This is a genomic window from Geodermatophilus tzadiensis (genome assembly GCF_003002915.1).
Classification (GTDB): Bacteria; Actinomycetota; Actinomycetes; order Mycobacteriales; family Geodermatophilaceae; genus Geodermatophilus; species Geodermatophilus tzadiensis.
On record NZ_PVTG01000002.1, the window covers coordinates 120,233 to 141,273 of the forward strand.

General features: G+C 75.6%; 25 protein-coding genes. 16 read left to right on the forward strand and 9 right to left on the reverse strand.

Annotated elements, in window-relative coordinates; translation table 11 throughout:
* Positions 1–2: 2 nt before the first annotated feature.
* Genes LY71_RS03595 through glgA form a run of 3 tightly spaced genes read right to left on the reverse strand, consistent with a single transcriptional unit; the run spans position 3 to position 3,518 of the window.
* Positions 3–1,106 (reverse strand): hypothetical protein, encoded by a 1,104-nt coding sequence (locus LY71_RS03595; protein WP_106275600.1) that lies wholly within the window; start codon positions 1,104–1,106, stop codon positions 3–5.
* Entirely contained in the window at positions 1,103–2,311 is a 1,209-nt protein-coding gene (locus tag LY71_RS03600; protein WP_106275601.1) for a PP2C family protein-serine/threonine phosphatase, read from the reverse strand. Before LY71_RS03600 ends, LY71_RS03595 begins: the two co-directional genes overlap by 4 nt.
* A 34-nt stretch (positions 2,312–2,345) precedes the next feature.
* On the reverse strand, positions 2,346–3,518 hold the full coding sequence (glgA, locus tag LY71_RS03605) for a glycogen synthase (protein WP_106275602.1): 1,173 nt from the start codon (positions 3,516–3,518) through the stop codon (positions 2,346–2,348).
* Positions 3,519–3,590: 72 nt separating this feature from the next.
* On the opposite strand from glgA, the gene glgC reads away from it, so the two are divergent.
* Together glgC and LY71_RS03615 are read left to right on the forward strand one after the other, a co-directional pair.
* Positions 3,591–4,811: a glucose-1-phosphate adenylyltransferase gene (glgC, locus tag LY71_RS03610; protein ID WP_106275603.1), complete on the forward strand. Its 1,221-nt coding sequence runs from the start codon at positions 3,591–3,593 to the stop codon at positions 4,809–4,811.
* A 75-nt stretch (positions 4,812–4,886) separates the two neighbouring features.
* Complete coding sequence (locus tag LY71_RS03615) at positions 4,887–5,378, forward strand: 2'-5' RNA ligase family protein (RefSeq protein ID WP_245887641.1); 492 nt, start codon at positions 4,887–4,889, stop codon at positions 5,376–5,378.
* Between the two features lie 6 nt (positions 5,379–5,384).
* Here LY71_RS03615 and LY71_RS03620 read toward each other — a convergent pair whose 3' ends face one another.
* Positions 5,385–6,038 carry an O-methyltransferase gene (locus tag LY71_RS03620; RefSeq protein WP_106275605.1) on the reverse strand — a complete coding sequence of 218 codons (654 nt, stop codon included), beginning with the start codon at positions 6,036–6,038 and terminating at the stop codon, positions 5,385–5,387.
* Between the two features lie 191 nt (positions 6,039–6,229).
* Between LY71_RS03620 and sigE the strand changes: the two genes are divergently transcribed.
* From sigE to LY71_RS03655, 7 genes are all read left to right on the forward strand, one after another.
* Positions 6,230–6,826, forward strand: coding sequence for an RNA polymerase sigma factor SigE (sigE, locus tag LY71_RS03625; protein WP_245887642.1), 597 nt, complete (start codon positions 6,230–6,232; stop codon positions 6,824–6,826).
* On the forward strand, positions 6,823–7,410 hold the full coding sequence (locus tag LY71_RS03630; protein ID WP_106275606.1) for an anti-sigma factor family protein: 588 nt from the start codon (positions 6,823–6,825) through the stop codon (positions 7,408–7,410). The genes sigE and LY71_RS03630 overlap by 4 nt, the downstream gene beginning before the upstream one ends.
* 67 nt (positions 7,411–7,477) lie before the next feature.
* Positions 7,478–9,061, forward strand: coding sequence for a S1C family serine protease (locus LY71_RS24375; RefSeq protein ID WP_106275607.1), 1,584 nt, complete (start codon positions 7,478–7,480; stop codon positions 9,059–9,061).
* A 61-nt stretch (positions 9,062–9,122) separates the two neighbouring features.
* On the forward strand, positions 9,123–9,515 hold the full coding sequence (locus tag LY71_RS03640; protein ID WP_106275608.1) for a twin-arginine translocase TatA/TatE family subunit: 393 nt from the start codon (positions 9,123–9,125) through the stop codon (positions 9,513–9,515).
* Between the two features lie 276 nt (positions 9,516–9,791).
* Entirely contained in the window at positions 9,792–10,088 is a 297-nt protein-coding gene (locus LY71_RS03645; protein ID WP_146146052.1) for a hypothetical protein, read from the forward strand.
* Between the two features lie 84 nt (positions 10,089–10,172).
* Positions 10,173–10,550 carry a nuclear transport factor 2 family protein gene (locus LY71_RS03650; RefSeq protein WP_106275610.1) on the forward strand — a complete coding sequence of 126 codons (378 nt, stop codon included), beginning with the start codon at positions 10,173–10,175 and terminating at the stop codon, positions 10,548–10,550.
* Positions 10,551–10,585: 35 nt separating this feature from the next.
* Positions 10,586–10,999: a hypothetical protein gene (locus LY71_RS03655; RefSeq protein WP_106275611.1), complete on the forward strand. Its 414-nt coding sequence runs from the start codon at positions 10,586–10,588 to the stop codon at positions 10,997–10,999.
* A gap of 167 nt (positions 11,000–11,166) precedes the next feature.
* Here LY71_RS03655 and LY71_RS03660 read toward each other — a convergent pair whose 3' ends face one another.
* A complete protein-coding gene (locus LY71_RS03660; RefSeq protein WP_106275612.1) occupies positions 11,167–12,327 on the reverse strand; it encodes an Mrp/NBP35 family ATP-binding protein in 1,161 nt (386 codons plus the stop codon).
* Between the two features lie 221 nt (positions 12,328–12,548).
* Between LY71_RS03660 and LY71_RS03665 the strand changes: the two genes are divergently transcribed.
* Together LY71_RS03665 and LY71_RS03670 are read left to right on the forward strand one after the other, a co-directional pair.
* Positions 12,549–13,238, forward strand: a complete 690-nt coding sequence (locus tag LY71_RS03665) for an AzlC family ABC transporter permease (RefSeq protein ID WP_245887643.1) — start codon at positions 12,549–12,551, stop codon at positions 13,236–13,238.
* Positions 13,235–13,552, forward strand: a complete 318-nt coding sequence (locus tag LY71_RS03670) for an AzlD domain-containing protein (RefSeq protein ID WP_106275613.1) — start codon at positions 13,235–13,237, stop codon at positions 13,550–13,552. Before LY71_RS03665 ends, LY71_RS03670 begins: the two co-directional genes overlap by 4 nt.
* A 6-nt stretch (positions 13,553–13,558) precedes the next feature.
* On the opposite strand, the gene LY71_RS03675 is transcribed toward LY71_RS03670, so the two are convergent.
* Complete coding sequence (locus LY71_RS03675; RefSeq protein WP_106275614.1) at positions 13,559–14,173, reverse strand: MerR family transcriptional regulator; 615 nt, start codon at positions 14,171–14,173, stop codon at positions 13,559–13,561.
* Between the two features lie 72 nt (positions 14,174–14,245).
* Between LY71_RS03675 and LY71_RS03680 the strand changes: the two genes are divergently transcribed.
* On the forward strand, positions 14,246–14,716 hold the full coding sequence (locus LY71_RS03680) for a DUF4188 domain-containing protein (protein WP_106275615.1): 471 nt from the start codon (positions 14,246–14,248) through the stop codon (positions 14,714–14,716).
* A gap of 13 nt (positions 14,717–14,729) precedes the next feature.
* On the opposite strand, the gene LY71_RS03685 is transcribed toward LY71_RS03680, so the two are convergent.
* Positions 14,730–15,269 (reverse strand): DUF1003 domain-containing protein, encoded by a 540-nt coding sequence (locus LY71_RS03685; RefSeq protein ID WP_106275616.1) that lies wholly within the window; start codon positions 15,267–15,269, stop codon positions 14,730–14,732.
* Positions 15,262–16,500: a magnesium transporter MgtE N-terminal domain-containing protein gene (locus LY71_RS03690; protein WP_106275617.1), complete on the reverse strand. Its 1,239-nt coding sequence runs from the start codon at positions 16,498–16,500 to the stop codon at positions 15,262–15,264. The genes LY71_RS03685 and LY71_RS03690 overlap by 8 nt, the downstream gene beginning before the upstream one ends.
* Before the next feature lie 23 nt (positions 16,501–16,523).
* Here LY71_RS03690 and LY71_RS03695 point away from each other — a divergent pair, with 23 nt between their 5' ends.
* Genes LY71_RS03695 through LY71_RS03705 form a run of 3 tightly spaced genes read left to right on the forward strand, consistent with a single transcriptional unit; the run spans position 16,524 to position 19,326 of the window.
* The gene (locus LY71_RS03695) at positions 16,524–17,393 is read left to right on the forward strand and encodes a PhzF family phenazine biosynthesis protein (RefSeq protein ID WP_106275618.1); all 870 of its coding nucleotides are present in this window, start codon (positions 16,524–16,526) and stop codon (positions 17,391–17,393) included.
* A complete protein-coding gene (locus LY71_RS03700; protein ID WP_245887644.1) occupies positions 17,390–18,322 on the forward strand; it encodes a DMT family transporter in 933 nt (310 codons plus the stop codon). Before LY71_RS03695 ends, LY71_RS03700 begins: the two co-directional genes overlap by 4 nt.
* Before the next feature lie 50 nt (positions 18,323–18,372).
* Complete coding sequence (locus LY71_RS03705; protein ID WP_106275619.1) at positions 18,373–19,326, forward strand: HpcH/HpaI aldolase/citrate lyase family protein; 954 nt, start codon at positions 18,373–18,375, stop codon at positions 19,324–19,326.
* 23 nt (positions 19,327–19,349) lie between these two features.
* Here LY71_RS03705 and LY71_RS03710 read toward each other — a convergent pair whose 3' ends face one another.
* Positions 19,350–19,637, reverse strand: coding sequence for a DUF4190 domain-containing protein (locus LY71_RS03710; RefSeq protein ID WP_245887645.1), 288 nt, complete (start codon positions 19,635–19,637; stop codon positions 19,350–19,352).
* A gap of 143 nt (positions 19,638–19,780) precedes the next feature.
* Between LY71_RS03710 and LY71_RS03715 the strand changes: the two genes are divergently transcribed.
* The gene (locus LY71_RS03715) at positions 19,781–20,977 is read left to right on the forward strand and encodes an acyl-CoA dehydrogenase family protein (RefSeq protein WP_106275620.1); all 1,197 of its coding nucleotides are present in this window, start codon (positions 19,781–19,783) and stop codon (positions 20,975–20,977) included.
* Positions 20,978–21,041 lie beyond the last annotated feature (64 nt).

Here is a 21,041-nt window from a genome sequence, read left to right on the forward strand (position 1 = left end):
GGTCACGGACCCCGCTCCGGCCGGTGCGTGTAGGCCGCCTCGCGCACCGCCTCGTCGGACTCCAGCCCCGCGCCCAGCGCGCCGCCCACGGTGGCCAGCGAGCTGGTCAGCCAGGCCAGCTCCAGGTAGTCGCCGAGCGCGGCCGGGTGGCCGAGGCCCTCGGCGAACAGCGCGGCGGGGACGAGCAGCAGCGCCCCGCCCAGGGCCAGCGCGAACAGCGCCCCGTACAGGGTGAGCACGCCGATGACCACGGTGGCGACCGTGGCCAGGTTGAACAGCGCCACCTGCTTGCGCACCCGCCGCGAGCGGCCCCGCTCCCACAGCTGCGCGCCGACGACGAGCATGACGCAGATGGCCACCACCGACCCCAGGCCCACGACCGTCAGCCGCAGCCACCCGAAGCGGTCGGCCAGCCGCCAGATGTCGGCGGTGACCAGCGCGAACACCCCGGCGGCGATGGCCGCGGTCAGGGCCCGGGACAGCTGGACGGTCAGCCGCCACGGCCGGTTGGCCCGCACCATGCCGACCAGGAGCCGCAGGTTGCCCGAGAGCACCCGCGCGGTGAACCGGACGCCCTCGGTCGACTCCGCGGGGTCGGTGGCCAGCTCGCGCACCCGCCGGCGCAGCGCCTCCGGGTCGCCCTCGCCGGTCCCGTCCCCGCCGAGCAGGGCGTGCACCAGCCCCACCGACGTGTGCAGCGCCCGCCGCCGGCGGCCGACCGCGCCGAGCGCGGGCAGCGAGAGCACCGCGACGCCGTGCACCGGGCTGGCGTGCGCCACCACGGTGCGGCGGTCGACGGTCAGCGGCAGGTCGGTGACGACGACGGCGAGGTCCCACTCCTCGGCCAGCAGGCGCTCGCGGGCCGCGGCGACGATCTCGGCGTCGTCGGCCGGCGGCTGCACCAGGCCGTCCTCGACCACGCGCACGTCCCAGACGACGTCGGGGTGGCGCTCGCGCAGCGCGCCGGTCACGTCGGAGGCCAGGTCGGCGGCCAGCTCGGCCGGGGCGCCGGGCGCGGCGACTAGGCCGAGGACGACGTCGGGGGGTGCGGCGGAGGCGAGGGGCGGCTCCCCTCCCGTCGCGGAGGCCCCTGCGGTCGCGGTCACAGTCGGAGCTGCCACTCCCGGCCGGTGCGCCACTCGACCATCACGATGCTGGCGTCGTCCTGCAGCCGGCCGGCCTGGTGGTCCATGACGCTGCCCATGAGCCGCCGCATGGTCTCCGGCGGCGGGTCGCCGGCCAGCTCCGCGCGGACGACGAGGTCGGCCAGCCGCTCCTCGCCGAAGAACGCGCCCTCCGGCGAGCGGGCCTCCACGACCCCGTCGGTGTACAGGAGCACCCGGTCGCCCGGGCGCAGCTGCAGCCGGCACGGCTGCGGCGCGCCCGACAGCAGGCCGAGCGGGCGGGCCGGCGGGCACACCGGCGGGCGGACGAGGACGCCGTCGCGGACCACCAGCGGGTCGGGGTGGCCGCAGTTCACCCAGGTGAGCACCCCGGTGTCGAGGTCGAGCCGGGCGATGGCCGCGGTGGCGAAGCGGCTGCCGTCGAACTGGCCGGCCACCACGGCGTCGATCGCGGTGGCCAGGTCGGGCAGGTCGTGCCCGGTCCGCCGGGCGTGCCGGTAGGCGCCGACGGCCGCGGTGGCCAGCAGCGCCGCGGGCAGGCCGTGGCCGACGGCGTCGAGCACCACCAGGTCGACCAGCGAGCCGTTGACGGCGTAGTCGAAGGTGTCCCCGCCGATCTCGTACGTCGGCTCGAGGGCGCCGGTGACCACCACCCGGTCGCTGGCGTAGGTGAGCGGCGGCAGCAGCTCCCACTGGACCTCGGCCGCCAGGGAGAGCTCCCGGCGCCGCCGCAGCCGGGCGAAGACGTCGCTGTAGGCGTCGCGGGTGACGACCAGCTCGGCGACCAGCGAGGCGAAGGAGCGCGCGTCGTCCTCGAACCGCGGTGTCGGCTCCGCGGTGAGGACGAACTCCAGCACGCCGATCCGCTCGGCGCCGTCGAGCAGCGGCAGCCACAGCGTCGCCGGCCCGTCGGCCGCGGGGGACTGCACCGGCTGCACCCGGCGGAAGGCGCGCCCGGCCACGGTGCCGTCGATGACCAGCGCCTCGCGGGCCGGCACGCCGTCGCCGGGCAGCGGGACCAGCTGGTGCTGCGCGTAGTCGGCCAGGTAGACGACGGCGTCGCGGACGCCCAGGCGACGCGCCTGCGCGGCGACGACCGCACCCACGGCGTCCGCGGGGAGGTGGTGCGAGGCGCGGACGAGCGCCCGCAGGGGGTCCTCCTCGGACGGGATCGCGTCGGTGGCCACGGCGGGACAGCCTCCCACCCGGCGCCCGGTGCGGTCAGCCGCGGGTGGCGAGCACCGCCGAGTACACCTGCACGGTCTGCTGCGCGATCGCCGGCCAGCCGAACTCGGACAGCACCCGCTCGCGGCCGGAGGCACCCATCGCCGCGGCCCGCGCCGGGTCGTGCAGCAGCTCGGTGACCCGCGCGGCGAGGCCGGCCTCGAACGCGGCGACGTCGTCGGGGTCGTAGGGGACCAGCAGGCCGGTGACGCCGTCGGCGACGACCTCCGGGATCCCGCCGACCGCGCTGGCGACCACGGCGGTGCCGCAGGCGGCGGCCTCGAGGTTGACGATCCCCAGGGGCTCGTAGACCGAGGGGACGACGAACACCGTGGCGCCGGTGATCAGCGGCACCAGCTGCTCGCGCGGCAGCATGGCCTCGATCCACACGACGCCCGGCCGGCGGGCCTGCAGCTCGGCCACCGCGTCGGCGACCTGCTGCCGCTCGGCCGGGGTGTCCGCGGCGCCGGCGCACAGCACCAGCCCGGCGTCGGGCGGCAGCTGCTCGGCCGCCCGGAGCAGGTGGACGACGCCCTTCTGCCGGGTGATCCGGCCGACGAACAGCGCGTACGGCCGGTCGGGGTCCACCCCGAGGGAGCGGACGACGTCGGGCGCGGGCGTGGGCCGGTAGGCCTCGGCGTCGACCCCGTTGCCGACGACGTGCACCCGGGCCGGGTCGAGGTCGGGATAGGCGTCGAGCACGTCGGCGCGCATGCCGTTGCTGACCGCGATCACGCCGTCGGCGGCCAGGTAGGCGGTGCGCTCCACCCAGGAGGACAGCCGGTAGCCGCCACCCAGCTGGTCGGCCTTCCACGGACGGCGCGGCTCCAGGGAGTGGGCGGTCACCACGTGCGGGACGCCGTGCACCAGCGAGGCCAGCAGGCCGGCGCCGTTGGCGTACCAGGTGTGGCTGTGCACCAGGTCGACCGTGGACAGGGCCGCGGCCATCTCGACGTCGGTGCCCAGCGCCTGCAGCGCGCCGTTGGCTCCGGCCAGGCCCGGCGGCACCGCCCACGCGATCGCGTCGGCGCGCGGGGCGCCGAAGCAGTGCACGTCGAGGTCCGGCCCGGCGGGCAGCGAGCGCAGCGCCGCCACGAGGTGCTCGACGTGCACCCCGGCACCGCCGTAGACGTCCGGGGGCCACTCACGGGTGACGATGCCGATGCGCACGCGGTCACCCTAGGGGGACCGGCCGCGCCGGGTCAGGTCACGCCGGACGCCCGCAACGGCTACGTTCGCTCCATGCGTGGCGGTCCCCGGGTGCTCGGCATCGTCCTGGCTGGTGGAGAGGGCAAGCGACTGGCCCCCCTGACCCAGGACCGGGCCAAACCGGCGGTGCCCTTCGGCGGCAACTACCGGCTCATCGACTTCGTCCTGTCCAACCTGGTGAACGCCGAGATCCGGCAGATCGCCGTGCTCACCCAGTACAAGAGCCACAGCCTCGACCGGCACATCACCACGACGTGGCGGATGTCGAACCTGCTGGGCAACTACGTCACCCCGGTGCCGGCCCAGCAGCGGCTCGGCCCGCGCTGGTACACCGGCAGCGCCGACGCGATCCTGCAGAGCCTCAACCTCATCTACGACGCGCGGCCCGACATCGTCGTCGTCTTCGGCGCCGACCACGTCTACCGGATGGACCCGGGCCAGATGATCGACCAGCACCTGCAGACCGGGGCGGGCGTGACCATCGCCGGCCTGCGCGTGCCGCGCCGCGAGGCGACCGAGTTCGGCGTCATCGACGCCGACGCCGGGGGCAAGGTGCGCGGCTTCCTGGAGAAGCCGGCCGACCCGCCGGGGCTGCCGGACTCCCCGGAGGAGTCCTTCGCCTCCATGGGCAACTACGTCTTCTCCACCGACGCGCTGCTGGAGGCCCTGCGCACCGACGCGGAGGACGCCGACTCGGCGCACGACATGGGCGGCTCGATCATGCCGATGCTGGCCGCTGCCGGGGCGGCCTACGTCTACGACTTCTCGACCAACATCGTCCCGGGCGCCAGCGAGCGCGACCACGGCTACTGGCGCGACGTGGGGACCATCGACTCCTACTTCGACGCGCACATGGACCTGGTCTCGGTCACCCCCGTCTTCAACCTCTACAACGACCGCTGGCCGATCCTCACCCTGCCGCCGCAGCAGCCGCCGGCGAAGTTCGTGCTCGGCGGCCGCGCCGAGGAGTCGATGGTCAGCGCCGGCGCGATCATCGGCGGCGGGTCGGTGCACAACTCGGTGATCTCGCCGGGGGTGCGGGTCGACCGCGGCGCGCGGGTCGAGGACAGCGTGCTCATGGACGGCGTCGTCGTCGGCGAGGGCGCCTACGTGCGCCGCGCGATCCTCGACAAGAACGTGGTCGTCCCGCCGTGGGCGCGCATCGGCGTCGAGACGGTCGCGGACAAGGAGCACTACCACGTCAGCGCCGGCGGGGTGACCGTCCTGGGCAAGGGCGTCCGCGCCTTCGTCTGACGGACCCCCGTGCCCCCCGACCCTCGCTCCGCTCGGGCCGGGTCCCTGCACGAGGGCCGTTCCAGCACGTCACCGTTGGTCGTCACGCTCCTGCTGGGGGCGGAGGCGCAGGAGCGGTTCGACCGGCTGCGGGCCGAGCACTTCCCGGCCGACCGCAACCACCTCGCGGCGCACGTCACGCTGTTCCACGCGCTGCCGGGGGAGGAGCGGGCCACCGTCGACGCGGCGCTGGCCACCGTCGCCGCGCGTCCGCCGTTCGACGTCGCGGTGACCGGAGTGCAACTGCTCGGCCGCGGCGTGGCCTACCGGCTGGCCGCCCCGGAGCTCTCCGCGCTGCACGGGGAACTGGCCGCGGAGTTCGACCCGTGGCTGACCCGGCAGGACCGCCAGCGGCTCTCGGCGCACGTCACCGTGCAGAACAAGGTGGAGCCGGAGCGGGCCCGCGCGCTGCGCGACCGGCTCGAGGCCGGGTTCGCCCCGCACGCGGTCCCCGCCCGCGGGCTGGGGCTGTGGCGCTACCTGGGCGGCCCGTGGGAGCCGCTGGCCGAGCACCCGTTCTCGGGCTGACCGGCCTCAGGACCGGCGGGTGGCGACCAGCAGGCCCGCGCCGATCGGCAGGACGGCGGAGGTCAGCTCCTCGTCCTCGCGGACGCTGCGCGCCAGCTCCCGCCAGGCGACGGTGTCGGCGTCGCGGGCCGCGCGGTCGCCGATCCGGTCGCCGGCCAGCAGGCCGTGGCAGGTGAGCGTGCCGCCGGGGCGGACCAGCCCGACCAGCGCGGCGAGGTGCGCGGCGTACTCGGTCGGCGGGCCGGCGCAGGCCACCAGGTCGTAGGCGCCGGGGGACAGCCGCGGCAGCACCTCGGCCGGGGTGCCGAAGATCAGCCGGGTGCGGCCCGCGGGGACGCCGGCGTCGGCGAGCGCCTGGCGGGCGGCGCGCAGCTGGGCGGGGTCGGTGTCCAGGACGGTGAGGACGCCGTCGGGCCGCATGCCCCGCAGCAGCCACAGGCCCGCGACGCCGCCACCGCTGCCGATGGACACGACCGTGCGGGCGCCGGCCCCCGCCGCGAGGACGGCGAGCGTCGCCCCGACCGCGGGCTCCACCGGGGCCGCGCCGCCCAGCGCGGTGGCCCGGCTGCGGGCGGCCACCAGGACGGGGTCCTCGGCGGCGTAGCGGTCGGCCCACGCGGCGCCGGTGCCGCCCGAGTGCGGTGGCCCGGCGATCGTCACCGGGCGAGGTTACCGACCGTGACCGTCCCGGGCGGGGAGCCGAGCCTGTGAGGGGCCTGTGAACGGCGACACCGGGGAACACCGGGCACCCCGCCGTCCGTTGACGGGGTGTGACACCCCAGCGTGCCGCCGTCCCCCCTGCCACCGGTCCGGGGGAGGTCAGCGGTGTGCGCGTCCGGGATACTGGAGGCGTGTCCGAGGCCACCCTCCCCCCGTCCGCCGACGACCAGCCCGCCGCGGGCGCCGGTGAGGTGTGGGTCGCCCCGACGTGGGAGCAGGTCGTGCGCGACCACTCCGCCCGCGTCTACCGCCTCGCCTACCGCCTCTCCGGCAACGCCCAGGACGCCGAGGACCTGACGCAGGAGACCTTCGTCCGGGTGTTCCGCTCCCTGGCCGACTTCTCGCCGGGCACCTTCGAGGGCTGGCTGCACCGGATCACCACCAACCTGTTCCTCGACATGGTCCGCCGCCGGCAGCGGATCCGGTTCGACGCCCTGCCCGAGGACACCGAGCGGCTGCCGGGCACCGCGCCGAGCCCCGAGCAGGTGTACGCCGACACCCACCTCGACCCGCAGGTGCAGGCCGCGCTCGACGCGCTGTCGCCGGAGTTCCGCGTGGCCGTCGTCCTCTGCGACATCGAGGGCCTGACCTACGAGGAGATCGCGGCGACCCTCGGCATCAAGCTGGGCACCGTCCGCAGCCGCATCCACCGCGGCCGCGTGCAGCTGCGCCAGGCCCTGGCCCACCTGGCCCCGCGCGGGGCCGCGGTCCCGGGGGCCGGCGCGTGAGCCTGCCGGAGAGCCACCTGGCCCAGGAGGCCATCGCCGCGCTGGTCGACGGCGAGCTGGCCAGCGGCCCGGCCGCGCGCGCCGCCCGGCACCTCGCCGGCTGCTGGGAGTGCCGGATGGCGGTGCAGGCGCAGCGGGAGGCCAAGGACGCGCTGCACGCCGCGGCCGACGTCGACGTCCCGGGCGACCTGCTGTCGCGGCTGTGCGCCATCCCCTTCACCGCCGAGGTGCCCGGCGGCGGCGGGCTGGGCTCGGTCACCGCGGGTCCGGGCCAGCTGGTGGTCACCGGCTCCTCCGGCCGGTGGACCGTCTCCCTCGACGACCCGCCGCAGCGCCGGGCCGCGCCGCACCAGGCGCGCTGGCTGCGCCGCGGGGTGGCGGGCACGCTGGCCGGCCTGGGGCTGGGGGTCGCGGTGCTGGCGGTCAACCTGCCCGACGGGGGCCCGGTCCGGCCGGGCCCGCCGCCGGCGTCGGTGGCCGGACCGTCCGCGCCCGAGGAGCGCACCGAGGTCGTGCCGCCGGTGGTGCGCACGCTGACCGGCCCGTCGTCGGCCGACACGGCCGCGCAGGGCGGCACGCCCTGACCGGCGGCCCGGGCGGCCGCCCGGCGTGCTGCCGCGCGCCGTCCGGTCCGGGGAGGACCCTGTACCCGTGACGTCCCCTGATGCCCGGGAGCCCGGGGCTCCCGACGCCGGGAGCGCCGGTGACGGCACGCCCGACGCCGCGGAGGCCGCGGGGTTCGCCCGGCCCACCGGCGCCACCGGCCCGTTCGACCCGCCCGAGCGCGCCCGGCCCGCCGTCGTCGCCCCGCCGCCGCCCAGCCCGGCCCAGCAGGCGGCGTTCGGGCGTCCGGCCGCCGTCGCCGGGAGCTTCGCCGGCGACCGGCCGTCGCCGCCCGCGCGGCCGGTCCTCCCGCCGCCGCCCGAGGCCGTGCTGCGCGCCTTCCGCGCGCCGGCCGGGCAGGCCGGTCTGCAGGAGCCGCCCGGTGGCCGGCCCGGCCGCCGGCGCACCTCGGCCGGCCCGTGGTGGAAGCCCGACGCGAGGAGCGACCCCTGGCGCGACCCGCACGCCCCGGCCGCGCTCACCGGGCCGGCGGTCTTCGAGGAGGAGTCCGCGCAGGAGGGCCCGGTCGTCGTCGACCGCAAGGGCCGCCGGAAGCTGCGGCTGCGCGACCTGACGGTGCGCCTCGCGGCCCTGGTGGTGCTGGCGGTGCTGCTGGCCGGCGTGCTCGGCGGCGGCGTCGGCTACCTGCTGACCCGCGAGGCGTCCGAGACCCCGCTGCTGGCGCCGGGCACCACGCTGTCGGAGACCGACGACGCGGTGACCCGCGAGGCCGGCTCGGTGTCCGACATCGCCGCCGACGTCGCCCCGGCCGTCGTGTCGATCGAGGTGCGCATCGGCGAGGTGGGGGCCACCGGGTCCGGCGTCGTCGTCGACGGCGAGGGCGGCTACATCGTCACCAACAACCACGTCGTGTCCGGTGCCGACGGCGTCGACGGCGCCGAGATCCGCGCGGTGTTCAGCGACGGCACCGGTTCCGAGGCGCGCATCGTGGGCCGCGACCCGGCCAGCGACATCGCCGTCGTCAAGGTGGAGCGGCCCGGCCTGGTCACCGCCTCCCTGGGCAGCGTCGACGACGTCGTGGTCGGCGACCCCGTCGTCGCCATCGGCTCGCCGCTCGGCCTGGCCGGCACCGTGACCAGCGGCATCGTCAGCGCCCTCGACCGGCCGGTGCGGCTGGCGGGGGAGGGCAGCGACACCAACGCCGTGATCAGCGCCGTGCAGACCGACGCACCGATCAACCCGGGCAACTCCGGCGGCGCGCTGGTCGACGCCACCGGCGCGGTCATCGGCATCAACACCGCGATCGCCTCGCTGGGCGGTGGCAGCGTCGGCCTGGGCTTCGCCATCCCCATCGACACCGCCCGCGGCATCGCCGAGCAGCTCATCGCCACCGGCAGCGCGGTGCACGCCTCGCTCGGGGTCAGCACCCGGTCGGTCACCGACGGCGCCCGCAACGGCGCGCTGGTGCTGAACGTCGAGCCGGGCAGCGCCGCGGCCGAGGCCGGCGTCCAGGAGCAGGACGTGGTGATCCGGGTCGACGACCAGGAGGTCGGCAGCTCCGAGGAGCTCGTCGTCGCCGTCGACTCCCACCGGCCCGGCGACGTCGTCACGCTGGAGCTGATCCGCGGCGGGTCCTCCACCACGGTGCAGGCCACGCTCGACCAGGCGTAGTGCGGCCGGGCACCGCCCGGCAGCACCTACGCTGGCGGAGGACGGGAGAGGGGAGCGGCGCGTGTTCGACTCGATCGGCTGGGGCGAGATCGTCGTCCTCGCCCTGGCCGCGCTGTTCATCTTCGGGCCCGAGCGGCTGCCCACCCTGGCGAAGGACGCCGCGAGCGGGCTCAAGCGGGTCCGGGGGGCGCTGACCGGGGTGCGGGCGCAGGTCGACGAGTCCCTCGGCGACGAGTTCGCCGGCCTGCGCGACCTCGACCTGCGGAAGTACCACCCCAAGACGTTCATCCGGACGCAGCTGTTCGAGGACGAGTTCGACGCCCCGCCGGTGCGCCGCGGCAGCGCCACCCGGGCCACCGGGGCCACCGCCGCCGGGCTCGTGCCGTCGGGCAGCGACCTCGTGCGCCAGCCCGACCGCACCACCCCGCCGCCCTTCGACGTCGACGCGACGTAGTCGCCCACCTCGGATCGCCGAACCGGTCCTGCTGCCCTCGTCGCGGTGCTCTCCCTCGCCGGCACCCGGCCGTGGGAGGTCCCTCACGCCCTCCGAGCCGGCGGCTGTCGAGTGCACGTCCCCCGACGCAACGGAGCTCCGGGCCGGTGGTTGCCTCGGCCGGCAGGTGCGGGAGGCAGCCGCGCGACGCACCTCCTTGCCCCGGGGTGGGGGTCGGAGGACAGTCGGGCACTCGAGATCCTCCGCGCCGGGGAGGTGCACGCGGTGTTCGCTCGAGTGACCACCTACGAAGGTCCGGCGGATCGGCCGGACGCCGATGAGCAGACCCAGGCCGGGTTCATCTCGAGAGTGCTGCAGATGGACGGTTGCGAGGGCGTCATCGGCATGGTCGACCGGCACAACGGCAGGGTGCTGACCGTGACGCTGTGGCATGACGAGGCAGCCCTCCGTGCATCGGAGGAGGCGGCCGACCAGGTCAGGGCCGACGCCGCCGAGGCAGGCGGCGCGGCCGTCGCAGACGTCGAGCGCTTCGAGGTGACGACCTTCGAGGTGCGTTCGGCGGCGAACGCCTGAGCAGCGACCCGGACCTGCCGGCCAGGCCGAGGGGAGGACCTGAGCCACTTCAGGACGGACGTCCTCGAGGCCGACACTGCTGCCATGACGGAAGCGCGGGTGGGCCTCGAGCAGCTCGTGGTCGACTTCTTCGGGCGCGTGCGGGCGGGTGACCGGGTCGGCGCACGGGCCCTGTGGGCCCCGGACGCCGTCTGGCACATCACCGGCAGCCACCACCTGACGGGTGACCACCGGATCGACGCGTACCTGGACCTGCTCGGCGAGTGGTTCCGGGACCACCCCGACTACCGGGGGGAGTGGGTCTCGTCCCAGAGCCACGGGGACGACTTCGTCGTGGTCCACGCGCGCACGACCGGCGGGGACAGACCGGGGACGGCGACCGTCCTCCTGGTCTATCGGGTCGCGGACGGCCTGCTGCAGGAAGGCTGGGCTCTCTTCGCCGATCCGCGCTACCCGGCCTGACGCCCGCAGCGGACCCGACCCTCCGGGAGAGCTCGATGAGGCGGTCGAACCTCCTCCTCCTGTCGTTGCCGGTGGTCGCGCTCGTCCTGTTCGCGGTCCCCGCCCGGTTCGAGGGCCCCGTCCTCATCCCCATCAGCCCTGGCCACGGGCTGTCCCTCGTGGACCTCGCGGCGGTCGTCCCGCTGGTCGCCGCAGTGGTCGTCCTCGCGGTGTCCCTCGTGAGGAGGCGCGCCCGACTCGAGAGCACGATGCGCCACCGGCCGTGGACGGCGGCCGCGGTGCTCTGCGCCGGGGGCCTCGGTCTGGGACTGCTCCTCGCGTCGGTGTTCCCGTTGTTCTGGTGGTGGGCGGTGGGGGCGGCCCTCGTCACCGTGACGCTCATCCTGGCGGCGCTCGCCGCTGCGAGGGACATCCGCGGACGACGGCTCGGTGCGCACGGCCCGAGGTGATCCGGGTCCTCCCGGGCGACCGGACGGGACCCGCCCCGGCGCCGCCCGTCCGTGGCGGCGCCTCCAGGGACACCGGGAGAGCGCCACGAGGAGCTCCGCGGGACGGCCCCCGGTCAGCCGAACGGCCCGGCTCCCCGAGGGGAGCCGGGCCGTTCGGCGTCAGGACGTCAGCGGCGGACGGGGGTGAGCCCCAGCGACCGGCCCGACAGCCCGCGGGAGCGGACGGCGAGCGAGTCGGCCACCGCCGTCAGCGCCCGGGCGGCCGCCGACTCGGGCTCGGCGAGGACGATCGGCGCACCGGCGTCGCCGGCCTCGCGCAGGCGGGTGTCGAGCGGGATCTGGCCCAGCAGCGGCACCGGGGCGCCCAGCGTGCGGGTCAGGGCGTCGGAGACCGTCTGGCCGCCACCGGAGCCGAAGACCTCCATGCGGGAGCCGTCGGGCAGCTCCAGCCACGACATGTTCTCGATGACGCCGACCACCTGCTGGTGGGTCTGGGTGGCGATCGCGCCGGCCCGCTCGGCCACCTCGGCGGCGGCCTGCTGCGGCGTGGTCACCACGAGGATCTCGGCGTTGGGCAGCAGCTGGGCGATCGAGATCGCGACGTCACCGGTGCCGGGCGGCAGGTCCAGCAGCAGGACGTCGAGGTCGCCCCACCACACGTCGGCGAGGAACTGCTGCAGCGCGCGGTGCAGCATCGGGCCGCGCCACACGACCGGGGTGTTGCCCGGGGTGAACATGCCGATCGAGATGACCTTCACGCCCATCGACTGCGGCGGCATGATCATGTTGTCGACCTGCGTCGGCTTGTCCTCGACGCCGAGCATGCGCGGCACCGAGTGGCCGTAGATGTCGGCGTCCACGACGCCGACCGACAGGCCCCGCCGGGCCAGGGACGCGGCCAGGTTCACCGTGACCGACGACTTGCCGACGCCGCCCTTGCCGGAGGCGACCGCGTAGACGCGGGTCAGCGAGCCGGGCTGGGCGAAGGGGATGACCGGCTCGGCGGCGTCGGTCCCGCGGACGGTCTTGCGCAGCTCGGCGCGCTGCGCGTCGTCCATCACGTCCAGGCCGACCTGCACCGAGGTCACCCCGGGGACGGCGGACACCGCGGTGGTGACCCGGTTGGTGATCGTCTCGCGCATCGGGCAGCCGGCCACGGTGAGGTAGACCTCGACGCGCACGGCGCCCGGGTCGCCCCCGACGCCGATCTGCACGTCCTTGACCATGCCGAGGTCGGTCAGCGGGCGGTTGATCTCGGGGTCCTGGACGGTGGCCAGAGCGGCGTTGACGGCGTCGAGCGCCGGCGAGCCGGTCAGCGTGTCGGACATGGGTGCGTGTGTCTCCTTCGACGGGGGGACCCGACCGCGGCCCGCCGCGCGCAGCGGCGTCCTGCGATCCGGGCCACCTGCCACTGTACGGCGGTCGGCACCGGGGTCCGCCCGGCTCCGGGGTGATGTGCTGCGCAGTCCTGCCTGGTGGAACGCCTGCGCCCGCGCGTCGCTTCCCGTGCCGCCGGGGCCGCCCGCCGCGGTCGGTAGCGTCGGGTGCCGTGTCCTCCGCCGCCCGCACCGCCGTCCTGCGCGACGCGGTCGGGCTCGGGGTCGCGGTCGGTCTCTACGGGGTCGCCTTCGGTGCGGCCGCCGACGCCGCGGGCCTGGACCCCTGGCAGGCGCTGGTCACCTCGCTGCTGATGTTCACCGGCGCCTCGCAGTTCGCGATGGTCGGCGTGCTCGGCGCCGGGGGCGGCGGGCCGGCCGCGATCGGCAGCGCGCTGCTGCTCGGCACCCGCAACACCGTCTACGGCGTGCGCCTGGCGCCGCTGCTGGCACCGCGCGGGCTGGCGCGCCGGCTGGGCACGGCCCAGTGGGTCATCGACGAGACGACCGCGCTGGCCGTGGCCGCGCCCGACCGCGGGCTGGCCCGGCTGGGGTTCCTCGCCGGCGGGGCCACCATCTACGTCGTCTGGAACGCCACCACGCTGGTCGGTGCGCTCGGGGCGGCGGCGCTCGGCGAGACGGCCCAGGCCGCGCTGGACGCCGTCGTCCCGGCCGCCTTCCTCGCGCTGCTGTGGCCGCGGCTGCGCGCCGGCGCCGAGGAGCCGGCCGTGGCGCGCCGCGTGGCGCTGGGCGGCGCGGCCGTGGCCCTGGCGCTCACCCCGTTCGTGCCGCCGGGCGTGCAGGTGGTGGCCGCGGTGGTCGCCGTGGCCCTCGCCGGCCGGCCGCGGGAGGGGGCGGCGTGAGCCCCGGGACGCTGTGGGCGGTCGTGCTGGTCGCCTCGCTCGGCTGCTACCTGCTCAAGCTGGCCGGGCTCTCGGTGCCGGCGGCCTGGGTGGAGCGACCGTGGGTGACCCGCGTGGTCACCTTCGTCCCGGCGGCGCTGCTGGCCGCCCTCGTCGCGGTGCAGGCGCTGACCTCGGGGCGGGACCTGGTGGTCGACGGCCGGCTGGCCGGGCTGGCCGTCGCCGCACTCGCCCTGGCGCTGCGCGCGCCGTTCATCGTGGTGCTGGTGCTCGCCGGGGCCACCGGCGCGCTGGTGCACGTGCTCACCTCCTGAACCCGGTCAGCAGCCGCCGCAGAAGCGGCGGCCCGAGGCGTCCTCCTGGGCCAGCCGGCGCAGTGCCAGCAGCACCGGCTCGAGCAGCACGGTGTGGACGACGACGAAGCGCACCGCCTCCTGCAGCGAGCCGGTCGGCACGTCGGCCACGTCCTGCTCGCCGATCCGGCCCGCGGCCTCGGCGTAGCGGTCGAGCAGGTCGTCACCGGGCGGCTGGCCGGCGGCGTCGAGGGCGGCCAGCGCGGCGGCGAGCGCGCGCAGGGCGGGGGAGTCCGCCGCCACCCGCCAGCCCCGGCGGTCGAGCACGGCGTGGGCCCGGTCGAGGTCGGGCGGGTCGCCGGGGCCCACGCCGGGCAGTGCCCGGTGCGCGGCGCCCAGCGCCTCGTGCACCGCGGTGCCCGGCGCGTCGACGGCGGCCAGCACGGTGCGCGCCGTGGCCACCGACAGCCCGCCGGGTCCGAGCAGCGCCCGGACGAGACGCAACCGCTCGACGTGCGTCTCGTCGTAGCGGGCGCGGGTGGCGCCGGTCAGCTCGCCGGCGGGCAGCAGGCCCTCCCGCAGGTAGTACTTCACCGTCGCGACCGGGACGCCGGTCCGCCGGGCCAGCTCGGAGATCTGCACGCATCCCCCTTGACGTTGGATACCTCTACTGCCCAATATTGGGCACCGCCACTATCCAATCAGGAGGACGTCATGGCCCGCACCCTCCGCGGACGCGCCACCCACCACCACGAGGGGGACCTGGCGGTCTTCCTCATCGGGATGCGCGTCAACGCGCTGCACCGGCCCGACGCCTGGCTGCCGGTGCTGGCCGCGATGGGCCCGATGCTGCGTGAGCTGGCCGCCGACCCCGACTCGGGCTTCCTCGGCTACCGGATGACCCTGAGCTGGCGGGGGACGGTGCTGGTCCAGTACTGGCGCAGCGTGGAGGACGTCTACCGCTACGCCACCGATCCCGGTGCCCGGCACCGGCCCGCGTGGACGGCCTTCAACCGGCGCGCCCGCCGCGCCCCGGGCGCCGTCGGCATCTGGCACGAGACCTTCCAGGTGGCCGCGGCGGAGAGCGTCTACGTCGACCTGCCGGTCCAGGGCCTGGCCGCCGCCACCGCGGTGCGCCCGGTCACGCGCCGGCTCGACCGCGCCGCGGCCCGGCTGGCGAGCTGAGGGAGGTCCTTCCTCAGCTGACGGACTCGCGCCGCTCCCGCTCGGCGCGCTCGGCCTTGCGGCGCTTGCGCTCCCGCTTCTCGGCCTCCTCCGCCTCGTCGCCGGCCAGCCGGGTGAGCTCGCCACGGATGAAGTCGCGGGTGGCGAGCTCACCGATCGCCACCCGCAGGGCGGCCAGCTCGCGGGCCACGTACTCGGTGTCGGCGCGGGTCTGCGCGGCGCGGGCCCGGTCCTCCTCCGCCTGCACCCGGTCGCGGTCGGCCTGCCGGTTCTGCGCCAGCAGGATCAGCGGCGCGGCGTAGGCGGCCTGGGTGGAGAACGCCAGGTTGAGCAGGATGAAGGGGTAGGGGTCCCAGCGCAGCTGGACGGCGAAGACGTTGAGCGCGATCCAGACCACCACGACGATCGTCTGGACGGCGAGGAAGCGGCCGGTGCCCAGGAAGCGGGCGATGCCCTCGGCGAACCGGCCGACGGCGTCGGGGTCCAGCCGCAGGTAGCTGCCGAGGCCGCGGGGCGAGCCGCGGGGGACGTCGAGCCGGCGGCCGTCAGCCACGGCGGGCCCGCTCGCGCCAGTCCTCGGGCAGCAGGTGGTCCAGGACGTCGTCGACGCTCACCGCGCCGACCAGCCGGCCCTGCTCGTCGACCACCGGGGCGGCCACCAGGTTGTAGGTGGCGAAGTAGTGGGTGACCTCCGCGAGCGGCGTGTCCGGGTGCAGCGGCTCGAGGTCGTCGAGGACACCGCTGACGAGCGAGGAGGGGGGCTCGCGGAGCAGCCGCTGGATGTGCGCCAGGCCGAGGTAGCGCCCGGTGGGCGTGGCCGAGGGCGGCCGGCAGACGTAGACCTGGCTGGCCAGCGCGGGGGTGAGCTCGGGCTCGCGCACCCGGGCGAGGGCCTCGGCGATGGTGGCGTCCGGGGTGAGGATCACCGGCTCGCTGGTCATCAGGCCGCCGGCGGTGTCCTCGGTGTACTGCAGCAGCTGGCGCACCGGCTCGGCCTCGTCGGGCTCCATGAGCTCGAGCAGCCGGTTGCGGTCGACGTTGGACAGCTCCGCGAGCAGGTCGGCGGCGTCGTCGGGGTCCATCTCCTCGAGGACGTCGGCGGCCCGCGCCTCCTCCAGCGTGCCGAGGATGGTGATCTGCTCGGCCTCGGGCAGCTCGCCGAGGACGTCGGCCAGCCGCTCGTCGTCGAGGGCCTCGGCCACCTCGTGCCGCCGCTTGATCGGCAGGTCCTGCAGCGCGTGCGCCAGGTCGGCGGCGTTGAGCTCCCGGTAGGTGGCGATGAGCGTCTCGGCGCCCTGGCCGGTCTCGGGCAGCGACAGGCCCGACACCTCGGCCCACGCCAGCTGGTGCAGCTGTCCCCGCCGGCCGATCCGGCCCGGCTCCTGGACGGCGAGGCGGGTGACCTGCCAGTCACCGGTGCGGGTCTGCTCGATCCCGGCGTCGACGACGCTGCCGCGCCTGCCGTTCTCGCGGATGGTGACCGTGCGGTCGAGCAGCTCGCCGAGCACCAGGGTCTCCCCGCGCCGCTGCTCGAACCGCTTGAGGTTGAGCGTGCCCGAACCGAGCACCACCGCACCCGGGTCGATGCTGGTCACCCGGCCCATCGGCACGAAGATCCGGCGGCGGGCGACGACCTCCACGACCAGTCCCAGCACTCGGGGGGTGGCGGTGCCCACCCGCAGCGCCACGACGACGTCGCGCACGCGGCCCACGCGGTCGCCGTTGGGGTCGAAGACGGGCAGTCCGGCGAGCCGGGAGACGTACGCCCTGGTCACCGTCGTCACGGGCTGAGGCTACCGTCGGTGGTGTGGCCGCCCCCGCCTCCGTGGAGTTCGAGGTCGTCGACGTCTTCGCGCCGCGAGCCTTCGCCGGCAACCCGCTCGCCGTCGTGTTCGACGCCGACGAGCTGACCGGCGAGCAGTGCCAGGCGCTGGCCAACGAGTTCGCCCTGTCGGAGACGTCGTTCCTCTGCGCGCCGACCGAGCCCGGCGCCTCGTACCGGGTGCGGATCTTCACCCCCTACGCCGAGCTGCCCTTCGCCGGGCACCCCAGCGTGGGCGCGGCGCACACGCTGGTGCGCACCGGCCGGCTCCCGGCGGGCACGCTGCACCAGGAGTGCGGCGCGGGCGTGCTGCCGATCGAGGTCACCGAGGACGGCGCGACGCTCACCGGCGGCCGGGCCACCCTCGAGGACGGTCCCGACCCGGCCGGGCTGGCGCGGGCGCTCGGCCTCGCCGCGGCCGACGTCGTGGGCCTGCCCGCGTCGGTGGCCGGCTGCGGCCTGCCGTTCGCCTTCCTCGCGGTGTCCCCGGACGTCGTCGACCGCGCCGCACCCGACCCCGCCGCCCTCGACCGGTTCGCGGTGGGCGAGGGCGTGTCGGTGCTGTCCTGGGACGCCGCGACCTCGACCGCCCGCGCCCGCGTCTTCGCCCGCGACCTGCGCTGGGGCGAGGACCCCGCCACCGGGTCGGCCGCGCTCGGCACCGGGGTGTGGCTGACCGCCGCCGGGCTGGTCGCGCCGGAGGGGACGACGGCGTACACGGTGCGCCAGGGCGAGGCGATGGGCCGGCCCTCGGTGCTCGCGTGCACCGTCACCGCCGAGGGCGGGCGGGCCACCGCGGCCACGGTGGCCGGCGCGGTGGTGCCGGTGGCGTCCGGGCGCATCCGGGTCCCGTGAGCGGCCAGGCGACGGCGGCTCCCTCCCCGTGGGCGGTGCACCGCCCGGGCGGCCGCGACGTCGCCCTCATGGCGGTCGCCGTCGTCGGCGTCTCCTTCTCCGGGCCGCTGACCGCGCTGGTGGCGACGTCCTTCCTGGCCATCGCGTTCTGGCGCAACGCCGCCGGCGCCGCGCTGCTGGTGCCGGTGCTGCTCGGCCGCGAGCGCGCCACCCTCACCGGGCTGCGGCCGCGGCAGCTGGGCAGCTCGGTGGTCGCGGGCCTGTTCCTCGCCGCCCACTTCGCCGCCTGGCTGCCCAGTCTGTCGCTGACCAGCGTCGCGGCCTCCACCGCGCTGGTCACCACCACGCCGATCTGGACGGCGCTGGCCGCGCGGGTGTCCGGCGTCCGGCTGCCCGCCGCGGTGTGGTGGGGGCTGGTGCTCGCGGTGGTCGGCGTCGCGCTGATCGCCGGGGTCGACGTGACGGTGAGCGTGGCGGCGCTGGCCGGCGACGGGCTGGCCCTGCTGGGCGCGATCTGCGCCGGCGGTTACATGCTGGCCGGCGCCCGCGCCCGCGCCCGGCTGGCGACGTCGGCCTACTCGGTCGTCTGCTACTCCACCTGCGCGCTCACCCTGGCGGTCGCGGCACTGATCACCTCGACGCCGCTGGCCGGGTTCAGCGCCCGCGACTGGTGGCTGATCGCGGCGATCACCGTCTGCGCGCAGCTGTTCGGGCACACGCTGCTCAACCTGGTGCTCTCCAGCGTGGGGCCGACCGTCGTCGGGCTGGCCGTGCTGCTCGAGGTGCCGGGGGCGCTGCTGGTGGCGCTGGTGCTGCTCGGGCAGACCCCGCCGCTGCTGGCGCTGCCCGGGCTGGCCGCCGTCGTCGCCGGGGTGGCGCTGGTGGTGCGGGCGAGCCGGCCGCCGACGCCGGTCGAGCCGGTCACCTGAGCGTCGTTACCCTCCGGTAGCCCGTCATCGACCCAGTCAGCGGAGGCACCGTGGCCGAGCTCCGATCCCGCCGTTCCAACCTCGCCGTGCCGGGCAGCAACCCGCGCTTCCTGGAGAAGGCCAAGGGGTTGCCGGCCGACCAGGTGTTCCTCGACCTCGAGGACGCCTGCGCACCGCTGGCGAAGCCGGGGGCCCGCAAGAACATCGTCGCGGCGCTCAACGAGGGGGGCTGGGGTGAGAGGATCCGCACGGTCCGGGTGAACGACTGGACGACGGAGTGGACCTACCGCGACGTCGTCGAGGTGGTCGAGGGCGCCGGCGCCGAGCTCGACTGCATCATGCTGCCGAAGGTCGCCGACGCCTCCCAGGTCGCCGCGCTGGACCTGCTGCTGACCCAGGTCGAGAAGGCCAACGGCCTGCAGGTCGGGCGGATCGGCATCGAGGCGCAGATCGAGACCGCGCAGGGCCTGATCAACGTCAACGACATCGCCTTCGCCAGCCCGCGGATCGAGACGATCATCTTCGGCCCGGCCGACTTCATGGCCAGCATCAACATGAAGTCGCTGGTGGTCGGCGCCCTGCACCCGGACTACCCGGGCGACCCGTTCCACTACATCCTCATGCAGATCCTCATGGCCGCCCGCGCCCGCGGCGTGCAGGCCATCGACGGCCCGTTCCTGCAGGTGCGCGACGTCGACGCCTTCCGCGAGGTCGCCAAGCGCTCGGCCGTGCTCGGCTTCGACGGCAAGTGGGTGCTGCACCCGGGCCAGATCGACGCCGCCAACGAGATCTACGCGCCGTCGCAGGAGGACTACGACCACGCCGAGCTCATCCTCGACGCCTACGACTGGTACACGTCCGAGGCCGGCGGGAAGAAGGGCTCGGCCATGCTCGGCGACGAGATGATCGACGAGGCCAGCCGCAAGATGGCGCTGGTCGTCGCCGGCAAGGGCCGCGCCGCGGGGATGGGCCGCACCTCGTCGTTCACCCCGCCCGAGGCATAGGTCCGCCTCGTGTGAGCCGGTGGTCAGGGGGCGAAGGACGCGCTGACGGTGGCGAGGGCGACGATCGCGACGACGATGCCCAGCGCGGCCAGGGCGGTGCCGATGCCGCCGACGACGATCCCGGCCAGCGCCAGGCCGTCGCCCTCCTCGCCGGTCTCGCGGATCTGCCGGCGGGCCACGATGCCGAGCACCAGGCCCACCGGCGCGGCGACGAAGGCGAGGACCAGCGCGAGGATCGCCATCGTGTTGGTCGGCCGCCGGTAGGGCGGCCAGCCCGGTGCCGGTCCCGACGGGTCCTGACTGCTGCTCACGGTGTCCTCCTCGCTGCTGCCAGCGGCACCGTAGACGGCGCGACGCCGCGGCGAGGGCGCGTGAGCACGGACACGGCGACCCGCCCGGACCGGTGGCCCATACTCGCCGGTAACACGGACACCGGAGTCCCGGAGGAGCAGACGTGGCCCGACTGGCGCAGACCGCCGACCTGACCGACATCCAGCAGGAGATCCTGGCGACGGTCCGCAGTTTCGTGGACAAGGAGATCATCCCGCACGCCCAGGAGCTCGAGCACGCCGACGCCTACCCGACGGAGATCGTCGAGGGGCTCAAGGAGCTGGGCATCTTCGGGCTGATGATCCCCGAGGAGTACGGCGGGCTGGGCGAGTCGCTGCTCACCTACGCGCTGGTCGTCGAGGAGATCGCCCGGGGCTGGATGAGCGTCTCCGGCGTCATCAACACCCACTTCATCGTCGCCTACATGATCCGCCAGCACGGCACGCAGGCGCAGAAGGAGCACTTCCTCCCGCGCATGGCCACCGGCGAGGTCCGGGGCGCCTTCTCGATGTCCGAGCCGGGGCTGGGCTCCGACGTCGCCGGCATCCGCACCAAGGCGGTCCGGGACGGCGACGAGTACGTCATCGACGGCCAGAAGATGTGGCTGACCAACGGCGGCTCGTCCACCCTGGTCGCCGCGCTGGTGCGCACCGAGCTGGGCGCGGACAAGGCCCACCAGAACCTGACGACGTTCCTCGTCGAGAAGCCCGCCGGCTTCGGCACCGTCGCCCCGGGCCTGACCATCCCCGGCAAGATCGACAAGATGGGCTACAAGGGCGTCGACACCACCGAGCTGGTGTTCGACGGCTACCGCACCGGCGCCGACGCGATCCTGGGCGGGGAGCCCGGCCGCGGCTTCGCGCAGATGATGGACGGCGTCGAGGTCGGCCGGGTCAACGTCGCCGCCCGCGCCTGCGGCATCTCCATCCGCGCCTTCGAGCTGGCCGTCGAGTACGCCCAGCAGCGGGAGACCTTCGGCAGGCCGATCGCCCAGCACCAGGCGATCGCCTTCCAGCTCGCCGAGATGGCCACCAAGGTCGAGGCCGCCCACCTGATGATGGTCAACGCCGCGCGGCTGAAGGACGCCGGCAAGCGCAACGACGTCGAGGCCGGCATGGCCAAGCTGCTGGCCAGCGAGTACTGCGCCGAGGTGACCACCCAGTCCTTCCGCATCCACGGCGGCTACGGCTACTCCAAGGAGTACGAGATCGAGCGGCTCATGCGCGAGGCGCCGTTCCTGCTCATCGGCGAGGGCACCAGCGAGATCCAGAAGACGATCATCAGCCGCGGCCTGCTCAAGGAGTACGGCCTGCAGCGCTGAGCGCCCCGGCCGCCGGGTCCGCCCGAGGCGGGTCGTGCTCTGCCCCGCCGGACGGGGCAGAGCA